The organism is Naasia lichenicola (assembly GCF_004801885.1).
In the GTDB taxonomy this organism is placed as follows: Bacteria; Actinomycetota; Actinomycetes; order Actinomycetales; family Microbacteriaceae; genus Naasia; species Naasia lichenicola.
Map to the genome: position 1 here is coordinate 670537 of NZ_SSSM01000003.1, position 12906 is coordinate 683442.

A 12906-nucleotide genomic window follows, 5' to 3' on the forward strand; every position below is an offset into this window, starting at 1 on the left:
GTGGACCAGCATCTCCTGGCTGATTCCCATAATCGGCGAGCTGCGGGCATCGTGGCGGGCCTCGCGTCCCACCTCAGCCAGCCATTGAACGCAAGGGGGAGGCCGGCGGGGCTGATCAGCCGGTTGACAACCCGATGTCATCGAGGGCCGAAGCGATCAAGGCGGACATCTTGGTGGCGATGTACTTCTGGCCCTCTTCCGTCGCATAGAGGCCGTCATCTGTCGTCAGTGCCTCACCGTCGACCAACCAGCCCTCCGCGATCGGATCGACGAACCGCACGGACGCCTCCTCCGCCGCTCGGCTGAGCGCGTCGCGGTCTTCGAGGATCTTGATCGGCGGCGCAATATCCGCCCAGGCCGGTCCGACCACCAGGACCTGTGCATCCGGGACCTGCCTTGCGGCGACGGCGAGCGCGATGAGAGCAGCGTCGAAGACGTTCGTCCCCTGATTGACGTCACTGCGGCTGCCGAAGAAGACGACGAGATCCGCGTCTTTGCGCACCTCGCCGGCGTGAGTGGAGAACGTGTCGCGCGACGCCTTCGGGTTGTAGGTGACGTATCCGCTCCCATCGGTCGCGAGCACCTGGAAGTCAGCGTCCACCGAGGTGGCGAGCAGCTCGGGCCAGGTCGCATCAGTCGAAGCGCCGTCGAGTGGGCCCGAGGTGAAGGAGTCCCCTATGACAGCGATCACCGGCCGAGGCGCCACGGCGAGGCTGGCGCCCTCTGCCCCGGCTTTTGACGGCGGTGCCGAGCGACTGCCGAGGACGATCGTCACCGGCGCGCCGATGACGATGACAGCGATCACGGCGATGAGGAACCAGCGGGGCGCGCCACCGAAGTCGTCGTGCCACCAGGGGTTTCGGGTCCAGCTGCGATTCGGGTCTCGCATGCGGCGGATCCTACGCGCCGCGACTGCAATTCGCCACCACCGCTGGAGTCAGCGGACCTCGAATTTCTCGCGACCCGGCCGACCCCGAAGTGGGGGCACCCGGAAAGGGGCGTGAAGCATTCAGGCAGGAACCGTACTCTGAGCCGTACAGGCGTAGTTACCCGACTTCGCGGTTACCCAGACCGCTCGCCTGACCCGAACAAGAGGCTTACCCGTGCCCTACTCCTTCCGTGCGTCCCTGCGCGCGCTTGCCACTGTCACTGCCGTCGCCGTCGTGGCGGGTACGGTGCTCGTCACCGCCCCGGCCTACGCCGACACCTCCCCCGCCGCCGGGGTGACTCAGACCGTGTCGTCTGACGCGCTGCCCACCGTGCAGATCAACGGCGTGGTCTACACGCAGGTGATCGTGGGCAATACCGTCTATGCAGGCGGCAGCTTCTCCACCGCGCAGCCGGCCGGCGCAGCGTCAGGCGTGGGCACCGTCGCCCGCGCCAACCTGCTCGCCTACAACCTCACGACGGGTGAGCTGATCAGCTCGTTCGCGCCGAACCCCAACGGAATCGTCCGCTCCCTCGCGGCCTCCCCCGACGGCACGCGCCTCTACATCGGCGGTCAGTTCACCAGCATCGGCGGCGCCGCCCGCAATCGTGCGGCGTCGATCGACGTCGCCAGTGGTGCTCTGACCACCTGGAACCCGAACAGCAACGGCGCCGTGTACGGGATCGTCGCCAGCAACAGCACGGTCTGGATGGGCGGAAACTTCACCTCGATGAAGAGCACGGCCCGGCTGCATGCCGCCGCGGTGACTGCCACGGACGCGTCGATCCTTCCCTTCTCGGCCTCCGCTGACGGCGGCCGGGTCAACGCCATCGTCGCCAATGCCGACTTCACCAAGATCGTCCTCGGCGGCTCGTTCACCACCGTCAACGGTGCAGGCAGCCCGAACACCGGCGGAGACAGCGGCTACGGCCTCGGCATGGTCGATGCCGCCACAGGAGCTTCGCTGTCCTTCCCCGCCTCACAGCGCGTGAAGAACGGCGGCGCCGACGCCGCCATCTACAGCCTCACCTCCGACGGCACCAGCTTCTACGGCACCGGCTACCACTTCGGCGGCGGCGGCAACACCGAGGGGACCTTCCGCGCCGAATGGAGCAACGGCTCCCTCGTCTGGGAAGAGGACTGCCACGGCGACACCTACTCGGTCGCCACCTCGACGGACGCCGTGTACATCGCTGGCCACCCCCACTACTGCGGCAACTCCGGCGGACACCCGCAGACCGACCCGTGGACCTTCCAGCGCGCCATGGCCTGGTCCAAGACCAGCAGCGGCGAGCGCAACCTGGCCGACCCCTACGGCTACCCGAGCTGGACCGACGTCGAACACCCCACCCTGCTCAACTGGTACCCCGACTTCAACACCGGCACCGTGACCGGGCAGAACCAGGGACCGTGGAGCGTCGCAGCCAACGCGAACTACGTCGTCTACGGCGGCGAGTTCACCACCGTCAACGGCGTGCGTCAGCAGGGCCTGGTCCGCTTCGCGAACAAGACCATCGCGCCCAACCTCGACGGACCGCGCGTCAGCAGCTCGAAGTTCCTGCCGACCCTCAACTCCTTCTCCTCCGGCCAGGTCCGCGTCAGCTGGCCCGCCAACTACGACCGCGACAACCAGTACCTGACCTACACGCTCTACCGTGACGGCTCCAACACGACGCCGATCTGGAGCGGCGTGGTCGGATCGCGCATCTGGTTCGACCGGCCAACCACGACCGTGGTCGACACCGGCCTCGTCCCCGGAAGCACCCACACCTACCGCATCCGGGCAACCGACCCGTACGGCAACACCGTGCTGGGCAACTCGGTCTCGGTGACCGTCTCGGCCGCCACCCCCAGCGGCTACGCACAGTCCGTCCTCGACGACGGCGCGAAGAACTTCTGGCGCCTCGGCGACGCGGCCGGCTCGACCACGGTCGCCGACTGGGCGGGTTCCGACATCGCGGCCGCCGGCACGGGCGTCTCGTTCGCCCAGACCGGCGCGATCGCTGACGACACCAACAGCTCCGCTCTCTTCTCGGGCGACGGCACCGGCGTCATCACGAGCAACACCATCCAGGCCGGTCCGAACACCTTCTCGATCGAGGCGTGGTTCAAGACCACGAGCACCTCGGGGGGAAAGATCGTCGGATTCGGCAATGCGAAGAGCGGCGACTCCAGCAACTACGACCGCCACGTCTACATGGACGGCAACGGAGCGGTGAGCTTCGGCGTCTACAACGGCAACACCTCCACAGTGAGCAGCAAGGCCGGACTGAATGACGGCCAGTGGCACCAGGTGACCGCGAGCCTCGGCGCTGCCGGCATGCAGCTGTTCGTCGACGGCATCAAGGTCGCCTCGCGCACCGATGTCACCGCCGGACAGACCTACTCGGGCTACTGGCGCATCGGCGGCGACTCCACATGGGGCGGCGACAAGTACTTCGACGGAAACATCGACGACGTCTCGATCTACGGCACCGCGCTCACTCGCGACCAGGTCCGCACCCACTACACGCTGTCCGGTCGCGCCCTCAGCACCGTGCCCGCACCCACCGACGCCTACGGCAGCGCCGTCTACAACGACGAGCCGACGCTCTACTGGCGCCTCGGCGAATCGACCGGCGACACCGTCGCCGATTCGAGCGGCAACGGCAACGCAGGGATCTATGAGAACGGCGTCACGCTCGGCACCACGGGCGCCGTGACCGGCACCGCCAACACCGCAGCGAGCTTCGATGGCAACGACGACACCATCGCCAGCGTCGCCCGCTTCGGCAACCCGACCAACTACACCCTCGAGTCGTGGTTCAAGTCGGACTCCACCTCCGGCGGCAAGATCATCGGCTTCGCCGGCAACCAGAACGGCAACTCCGGCAGCCACGACCGCGACGTATTCCTGCAGGACAACGGCCAGGTCGTCTTCGGCACCTGGACCGGCCAGGAGAACCGGGCCACCTCGCAGAACGGCGGCTACAACGACGGCGCATGGCACTACGTGGTAGCCACGCAGTCGTCCGACGGCATGAAGCTCTACGTCGACGGTGTGCTCGTGGGCACGAACGGCAACACCGGCGCCGAGAACTCGACGAACTACTGGCGAGTCGGCGGAGACACCACGTGGGGCGGAGCCTCGAGCTCCTACCTGCGGGGCTCGATCGACGAGGTCGCTGTCTACCCCGCCGCACTCTCGGCTTCCGCAATCGCGAGTCACTTCAACGCGGCACTCCCGGCGAACACCGCCCCGACCGCCGCGTTCACCTCGACGACCACCGACCGCTCGGTCACCGTCGACGCCAGCGCCTCCGTCGACCCCGACGGCGCCATCGCGGCCTACAGCTGGAACTTCGGCGACGGCGCGACCGCGACCGGTGCCACTGCCCAGCACAGCTACGCCACCGCGGGCACCAAGACCGTGACGCTCACGGTCACCGACAATCGCGGAACCACCGCTGCCGTCTCGCACGACGTCGTCGTCGCGAACGGCTCAACCCCGAGCGACGCCTACGGCACGGCCGTGGTCGGAGCCAACCCTGTGCTCTACTGGCGCCTCAGCGACACCAGCTCCACGGCGACGGATGCGAGCGGCAACGGAAACACCGGCACCTACCGTGACGGTGTGACCAAGCCGGTGACCGGGGCCATCCCGACCACCACCGACACCGCAGCACACTTCGACGGCAACGGCGGACTCGTCTCGGCCAACAACCCGACCAGCAACCCGACGACCTACTCGCTCGAGCTGTGGTTCAAGGCCGACCAGCAGGTCACCGGCGGCAAGCTCATCGGCCTCGGCAACAGCCAGACCGGCACCTCGGGCAACTACGACCGTCACATCTACTTCGAGAACGACGGACGCCTGACCTTCGGCACCTGGGTCGGCAGCACCAACACCGTGAGCTCGACCGCGTCGTACAACGACGACGTCTGGCACCACGTGGTCGCCGAGCAGTCCGCCGCAGGCCTCCGGCTGTTCGTCGATGGCGCTCTCGTCGGATCGAACAGCAACGGCGACTCGCAGGGCTACGTCGGATACTGGCGCATCGGCGGCGACAGCACGTGGGGCGGCTCGGGCCCATGGTTCCGCGGAGACATCGACGAGGTCGCGGTCTACGACACCGTGCTCAGCCCGTCGACCGTGAGCAACCACTACAGCCTCGGCTCCGCGCCGGTCGCCTCCAACCAGGTACCGACGGCGGCGTTCACCTCTGCATCCACCGGACTCGCAGCGACCTTCGACAGCTCGACTTCGGTCGACTCCGACGGCAGCATCGCGAGCTACGCCTGGACGTTCGGAGACCCCACCTCGGCCTCCAACAGCTCCATGGTCGCGGCACCCAGCCACACCTTCACCGGTGCCGGCACCTACACCGTGACGCTCACGGTGACGGACGATCAGGGGGCGACCAGCACGGTCAGCCACCCGGTGACCGTCGCTCCGGCCAACCAGGCCCCGACGGCGTCGTTCACGTCCTCCTCGACCGGGCTGGCAGCGGCTTTCGACGGATCGAGCTCGACCGACTCGGATGGAAGCATCGCCAGCTACGCCTGGACGTTCGGGGACACCACGTCGAACACATCGACGGCCGCAGTCCCCAATCACACCTATCCGGCGAGTGGCACCTACACGGTGTCTCTGATGGTGACCGATGACAAGGGCGCCACGAGCACGACGTCCCAGCGCGTCACCGTGACGGCCCCGCCCGTCACGTCGGCTCCCCTCGCCCAGGACGCCTTCGGACGCACCTCGGCGAACAGCTTCGGGACGGCTGACATCGGCGGCGTCTGGACCACGGTGGGCACCGCCAGTCGGCTCGCGGTCTCGAACGGCACCGGAAAGGCGACCTCCTCTGCAGGATCGACCATCACCGCCGTCCTCGGATCGGTCAGCTCGACCGACACCGATGTCCAGGTGACTGCCACTCCAAGCACGATCTCCGGCGCTTCGCACTACATCTCGGTGCTTGGCCGCCGTGTCGGAACGGACGACTACCGGGCTCGGGTCGTCATCGGAACCTCGGGCGCCGTCACCATGCAGCTGATGCGCGGAGGGGTGTCCATCGCCTCGACGGTCGTCCCCGGCCTGACCTTCGCCAACGGCGACTCACTGCGCATCCGCGTACAGGTCGTCGGCACCTCGCCGACCACCATCCAGGCCAAGGCGTGGAAGGTCGGCAGCGCCGAGCCGACCGCATGGGCACTCACACGGACCGACAGCACTGCCGGCATGCAGGCCGCCGGCGGCATCGGCCTCGCGAGCTACCTCGGCGCGGGTGCCACGGCGGCGGTGACGACGAGCTTCGACGACCTGATCGCGACCTCGACCACCGTTACCACCACCCCGGTGCCGCCGACCACGCCGACCAATGCGGCGCCCACGGCAGCCTTCACCGCGTCGAGCGTCGACCTCACGGCCGCTGTCGATGGCACCTCGTCCACTGACTCCGACGGCACCATTGCGTCGTACAGCTGGAGCTTCAGCGACGGAGGCTCGGCCACCGGTGCGACGGCCAATCACACCTTCGCGGCCGCAGGTACGTACGGCATCGAGCTCACCGTCGCCGACAACAGCGGCGCGACGGCCACGTCGACCGGGTCGGTCACCGTGACGGCTCCTGTCACACCTCCCACCACTCCGACGACCCCCGCCACGGCGATCGCAGCCGACGACTTCGGCCGCACCACCGCGAACGCCTGGGGCACAGCCGGAACCGGTGGGGCGTGGAGCCTCAGCGGATCGAGCTCCTACTTCTCGACCGACGGCAGCACAGCGGCCATCACAACGACGGCAGCCGCCAAGCAGGCCGAGGCCTATCTGTCCGGTGTCTCCGCGGCATCGACCGATACCCGTGTCACCGTCTCGCTGAGTGGGGTTCCCGTCGGCGGCAGCGTCTACGCCTCGGTCATCGGCCGACGCGTCGGCACGGTCGACTACCGGGCCCGGGCAGTCGTCTCGGCGACCGGATCCATCACCCTGCAGCTGCAGCGCGCGGGGACCACGTTCTCCTCGATCGTGGTCCCGGGCATGACCTACGCGGCGGGCGACCAGCTCATCATCCGCCTGCAGGTCACCGGCACCAGTCCGACGACGCTCAATGCAAAGATCTGGAAGGCCGGCACCACCGAGCCGACCGCCTGGCAGCTCTCGGCAACCGACGGCACCGACGGCCTGCAGCTGGCCGGCTCCGTGGGCCTGGGCGGCTACTTCGCATCGGGCCTCAGCTCGCTGCCGAGCGCCGTCCGCTTCGACGACTTCACCGTCACGCCGGTCCAGTAATCCTCAGTGCGCATGGCGCACCACACGGCGAGCGCGGCGGATCCATCCGCCGCGCTCGCCTCAATTGAGGCCACCATCGGAAACCCTGATCAGGTGCTCAATAAGTTGAGCGTTGCACAGGAAGAATTAACGGGAACGAAACGACGCCCCCCTCTTTGGTGTCGTGACTCCACCCCCACCGTTCGATAGTTTGGAACCCTGGTTCTCAGCTGTTACCCGCTGCTACCCCACGAGAACCAGACGTCACTCGCTTACCCGGCGCTGTCCACCCCGACAGAGAACTGACGACGCAGCATTACCCGAAAGCTGTATCCCTCCGATGCCCCGAATCGGCTACGCCGCTGGCGCCTTCGACCTCTTCCACGTAGGTCACCTCAACATCCTCAAGCACGCCAAGAGCGCCTGCGACTACCTCGTCGCCGGCGTAGTCTCGGACGAGATGCTCCTCGAGACCAAGGGCATCGTCCCGGTCATCCCGCTCTCCGAGCGCCTCGAGATCGTCTCGCACATCTCCTACGTCGACGAGGCCCGCGCCGAGGTCGTCCCGAACAAGCTGGACACGTGGCGCGACGTCGGGTTCGACATCTTCTTCAAGGGCGACGACTGGCGCGGCACAGACAAGGGCCTGAAGCTCGAGCGCGAGTTCGCCGAGGTCGGAGTCGAGGTCGTCTACTTCCCGTACACGATGTCCACCTCGAGCACGCAGCTCCGCCGGGCACTCGCCGCCATCACCGAGAACGCCGACCGCGGCCTCGCCCAAGCCTGAATCACCGCTTCACCTGCTCCACCGAACACCTGCTCCACCACAGCGGCCCTCCCAGCCGGTGCACCCACACCGGAGCCGAACGAACTTCCACCCGCCCACCTGTCACCCGAACGCAGGACATCATGACCAACGCATCCTCCATCCCCGACGACGACACATTCGAAGGGCTGCTCCAGAACGCGGCGCTCGCCAACGAAGCGCCCCGGCTCGAGGCACTCCCCCAGAAGCCGATGCGCATCGCGATGGTCGGGACGCGCGGGGTGCCCGCCGCATACGGCGGATTCGAGACCGCGATCGAGGAGATCGGCCAGCGCCTGGTCGCTCGTGGCCATGAGGTCACCGTCTACTGCCGCGTGGGCAAGAACGGTGAGAAGCCGGCCACGCATCTCGGCATGAAGCTCGTCTACCTCCCCGCGATGAAGAAGAAGACCCTCGAGACACTTAGCCACACCGCCCTCTCGGCCCTGCACATGATGGGCACCAAGGGTCACGATGCCGCGTTCGTCTTCAACGCCGCCAATGCTCCGTTCGTGCCGATGATCAAGGCCCGCCGCACCCCCGTCGCCGTGCACGTCGACGGCCTCGAGTGGAAGCGCGGCAAGTGGGGCAAGTGGGGCAAGCGCTACTACCGCATGGCCGAAGAGTTCGCCGTGCGCACCGGCGACGCCCTCATCTCCGATGCCCAGGGCATCGCTGACTACTACGAGGCGGAGTTCGGCGTGCCGACCGAGCTGCTGACCTACGGCGCCAACCGCCTCACCGACGTCGCCACGGACAAGCTGGCCAAGCACGGACTCGAGGCCGGAAAGTTCCACGTCGCCGTCGCGCGCTTCGAGCCGGAGAACCACGTCGACGTCATCGTCGAGGGCTACACCGCTAGCAAGGCCCAGTACCCGCTCGTCGTCGTGGGCTCCGCCCCATACGCCGAGGAGTACACCGACCGCATCGCGAAGATGGCCGCCGCCGACCCGCGCATCAAGATGCTCGGCGGAGTGTGGGACCAGGACGAGCTCAACCAGCTCTACGCACACGCGCGCACCTACATCCACGGCCACTCCGTGGGCGGCACCAACCCGTCCCTGCTGCGCGCGATGGGCGCCGGCACCGCCGTCATCGCCTTCGACGTCAACTTCAACCGCGAGGTCGCCGGCCCCGAAGGCATGTTCTTCTCCGAAGCCACGCAGCTCGCCCCGCACCTGCACGAGATCGAGGCCGACACCTGGCGCTACCTCGCCATCGGCCAGGCCATGCAGGACCGCGCGATCAAGAACTACAACTGGGACGATGTGACCCTCGGCTACGAGGCACTCGCGATCAAGCTCGCCGCGGGCGACTCCATTCACGGCATCGCCAAGGGACGCCGCCGCAAGAAGGGCTGGCAGACCACCGCCGACGCCCTGCTCCCCGCGAAGTCCTCGGCGTCAACCCGCTGATGACACCGCTCGCCTCGGCGCGGACGCCACGCCCCATCGTGGCGCTCCGGCCGCCGACGAGCACCCTGCGGGCGAAGCCCGCTCCATGGCTGAGACAAGCAATCTGGACGATCGCGGCGCTCGGCGCCACGATCGGCCTCTTCATCGCCGTGGCACCGTACCTCTAGGGCCTTTCCGCTCGGCGCAGACACCGCTCATCTCGCCCTGACGGCCATTGAGCGAAACGCCGAACGACGCACCGCACTCGACACGCCCGAGATCGAGAATTTATCTCGAACTTTGGGGGACATGTCTCTGCGGATCGTTTCAACCTCTCAACACCGTGACACCCCCGAGCTGACGGGGATCGGGACACATCCGTCTCGCTATCTCTCCTGTCCCCCAAGCGGCGGACACGCCGAAATCCTTCAGCCGCCCCTCCCGTACCCCCCTCATGGGGGGTGTTACTGTTTCACCTGTTCAGCGGCCGGGGTCCCGAACACCCCGCCTCCCGAGGTCGCTTCCGTACGCCCTCGACGTCTCTCCACGGCCCTGCGCTGTGGTCTTTCGACGTGGGCGAAAACACAAGGCGACTATGCGTTCTCAGCACAGAGCACCCTCCCAGCGGATCAGGTCCGGATACTCTCGATTCGGCCTCAGCGGCCGAGCCAAGGCGCTCGTCGGACTCGGTTCGGCGTTGGCTCTCGTCGGTGGCCTCAGTGTCGCCACGATGGTCATCGCGGATCCTCAGTACGTCGCCCTCTGCGGCGCCGACGACTGCGCCAGCACCTCGGTGAGCGCATCGGGAGAGCCGTCGGCAGACCCGACGGTGGCAGTCGTCGCCCTCGATCCGGCAGCCACCGAGGTCTCACTGGTCAACCACAATGCGGTCGGCACCACGATCGTCAGCATCCTGGGCTACTTCGACAGCTCGAACCCTGCAGCCGAGGGCGCCAGCTACTCGGCTGCCGACGAGTCGCTCAACCTGCAGTATCAGCTCGGCAGCGACGAGAAGCGCACGGTCCGCCTGCCCAGCGTGCCGAGCGACGCCAAGACCGTACTGGTGAAGCTCGGAGGCCGCGACACCGCGACGATGAGCACCGAGAAGGCCAAGTCGAAGTGCGCGATGGTGGGCATCACCTCGGCGGGCACCGTGACGGGCGAGCAGGTGCGCGACGCTCTGCATCATCGGGCCGTCGCAACCGCCACACCTGGCACGCCGACCCCGTCGGTGGTTCCCGGGGAGAACGATGTCGTCGACGACATCATCGACGACGTCACCGACGGCCTGGGCCTCGGCGGTTCGACCGGCCCGACGGCGACGCCGAGTCCGACAGCAACGGCGACGCCAGTTCCCACCGCGACGGCGACGGCTTCCCCGGAGCCGGCCCCTGCTCCGGCCGAAACGGCTGCCCCGACACCCTCGACTCCCAGCACCCCATCCGCGCCGACCCCTCCGACGACTCCAGCCCCGGCTCCATCTACGGGATCAGGTTCCGGCTCCGGCAGCTCGAACCCTGCGGGCCAGTTCGGAGTGCCCGCCGGCACCAAGCTGACCGTCGTCTACGGCGACCAGACGGTGACCCAGGCAGGCGCCGTGATCGACTCACTCGACATCCACGGCCGAGTGATCATCCGTGCCAACAATGTGACGATCAAGAATTCGATCGTCCGCGGCACCGACTCTGGAGGCAAGTACGGTCTCGTCGACAACATGAAGGGCTACTCCGGCCTGAAGGTCCTCGACACCGAGATCGTGCCCACCAATCCGAACTGGACCAACAACGGCATCATGGGCTGGAACTTCGAGCTGCATGGAGTCAACATCCACGGCACAGTCGATCAGGTCAGCGTCGCAGGAAGCAACGTGGTCGTGGCCGACTCATGGCTGCACGACTCGATCTTCTATGCCGATGACCCCGACCACACCGACGGCTCTCACCAGGACAACATCGAGATCGTCAGCGGCGACAACATCCTCGTCACCGGCAACACCATGACCGGCACGAACAATGCCGCCATCCAGGTGACGCAGGACCGCGGCAAGGTGTCGAACCTGACGATCACGAAGAACTTCATGGACAACGGCGACTGCCAGATCAACATCTCCGAGAAGGACAAGGGGCCGATCAGCGGCATCACGATCTCGAACAACACCTTCGGGGTCAACGGCAACATCAGGGGCTGCGGTGTCGTCGGTCCGACCAGCACCATCGTCAACCTGATCAGCAACCTCTTCTCGAACGGCGGCTCTGTCGTGGTGAAGAAGGGCTGATCACCTCTCTGCTCCACAGAGGAGGCGGGTGTCCATCGGGACGCCCGCCTCCTCTTCTGCTTCCCGAGGCATCCGATCTACGCAGGCAGGTGAGCCCTGGCGGCCGCGCCAGGAAATCCGTTCCTATCAATTTCCGATGCTCGGTGGTATCAAATCCGCTCCGGGAAGAATCCGCTGGTCACAGGCTTGTTACGAAGTTCAGGTCTCTCAAGGCTCGAGGCAATGTGATCCCAGAACCTTCAACTCCAGATTCATACTCACGCAACGAAACGTCTCCTAGGGTCCTTCTTGACCAGCCCCTCGACCACCCGAAACGAGAGACATCGTGGCCACCCCTACACACCTGTCTGCAACATCCATTCGCCCTCCTCGTCGCTGGAATCTCCTCGCAGCCGCTGCGGCCATCTTGGCTCTGGCATTCGCGGTCGTCCCGGGTCAGCCCGCTCATGCAGCTGCCAGCGCGAGCACTACCGGCGTCCCTTCCGGAACCAGCCTCACGACCGTCTACGGCGACATCAGGGTCACGACCGCCGGCACGGTGATCAGCGGCAAGGACATCCACGGCCGGGTGATCATCAAGGCAGCCAACGTGACCATCAAGAATTCCATCGTGCGGGGCACCGATGCCGGAGGCAAGTACGGACTCGTCGACAACATGGGCAACTACTCCGGCCTCAAAGTGATCGATACCGAGATCGTCGCGACGAAGCCGAACTGGACGGTCAACGGCATCATGGGGTCGAACTTCTCACTCCAGCGCGTGGAGATCCACAACACGGTGGACCAGGTGAGCATCACCGGGAGCAACGTGTCCATCACGGACTCGTGGCTGCACGGCAGCCTCTGGTACAGCTACGACGCCGATCACTCAGACGGGTCGCACAACGACAACATCGAGATCACCGGCGGAAGCAACATCGCGCTCAGCGGAAACACCTTCGCCGACGCTGACAACGCGGCACTCATGGTCACCCAGGACCGCGCCAAGGTCTCGAATCTGACGGTCTCGGGCAACAGGATCAGCGGCGGCGACTGCTCGATCAACGTGTCCGAAAAGGGCAAGGGCGCCATCCTCGGCTTCTCGGTGAAGAGCAACACCTTCGCCGCCGACACCACGATCAAGCACTGCGCGATCGTCGCTCCGACCACCACCAAGATCAGCCTCTCCGGCAACACCTTCCTCGACGGGTTCCTCGTCTCGGTCCTCAAGGGCTGATCCGGCTGCTGCCCGATTCGTGCAGCCCCCCCCCCCCC

Annotated in this window: 7 protein-coding genes; 6 read left to right on the forward strand and 1 reads right to left on the reverse strand. The window is 66.7% G+C overall.

Going from position 1 to position 12906, the window contains the following annotated elements:
• Window positions 1-115: 115 nt before the first annotated feature.
• Window positions 116-889 (reverse strand): SGNH/GDSL hydrolase family protein, encoded by a 774-nt coding sequence (locus tag E6C64_RS08265; RefSeq protein ID WP_136427145.1) that lies wholly within the window; start codon window positions 887-889, stop codon window positions 116-118.
• A 214-nt stretch (window positions 890-1103) separates the two neighbouring features.
• On the opposite strand from E6C64_RS08265, the gene E6C64_RS08270 reads away from it, so the two are divergent.
• The 6 genes from E6C64_RS08270 (at window position 1104) to E6C64_RS08290 (ending at window position 12868) form a co-directional block, all read left to right on the forward strand.
• Window positions 1104-7199: a PKD domain-containing protein gene (locus E6C64_RS08270; RefSeq protein WP_136427146.1), complete on the forward strand. Its 6096-nt coding sequence runs from the start codon at window positions 1104-1106 to the stop codon at window positions 7197-7199.
• Between the two features lie 319 nt (window positions 7200-7518).
• Window positions 7519-7965, forward strand: a complete 447-nt coding sequence (locus tag E6C64_RS08275; protein WP_136427147.1) for an FAD synthase family protein — start codon at window positions 7519-7521, stop codon at window positions 7963-7965.
• Between the two features lie 230 nt (window positions 7966-8195).
• Window positions 8196-9398, forward strand: a complete 1203-nt coding sequence (locus E6C64_RS08280) for a DUF1972 domain-containing protein (RefSeq protein WP_136427205.1) — start codon at window positions 8196-8198, stop codon at window positions 9396-9398.
• Window positions 9398-9565 carry a hypothetical protein gene (locus E6C64_RS19000; RefSeq protein WP_158437806.1) on the forward strand — a complete coding sequence of 56 codons (168 nt, stop codon included), beginning with the start codon at window positions 9398-9400 and terminating at the stop codon, window positions 9563-9565. The genes E6C64_RS08280 and E6C64_RS19000 overlap by 1 nt, the downstream gene beginning before the upstream one ends.
• Window positions 9566-9972: 407 nt before the next feature.
• Entirely contained in the window at window positions 9973-11652 is a 1680-nt protein-coding gene (locus E6C64_RS08285) for a right-handed parallel beta-helix repeat-containing protein (protein ID WP_136427148.1), read from the forward strand.
• A 406-nt stretch (window positions 11653-12058) separates the two neighbouring features.
• The gene (locus E6C64_RS08290) at window positions 12059-12868 is read left to right on the forward strand and encodes a hypothetical protein (RefSeq protein ID WP_136427149.1); all 810 of its coding nucleotides are present in this window, start codon (window positions 12059-12061) and stop codon (window positions 12866-12868) included.
• The last annotated feature ends 38 nt before the right edge of the window (window positions 12869-12906 follow it).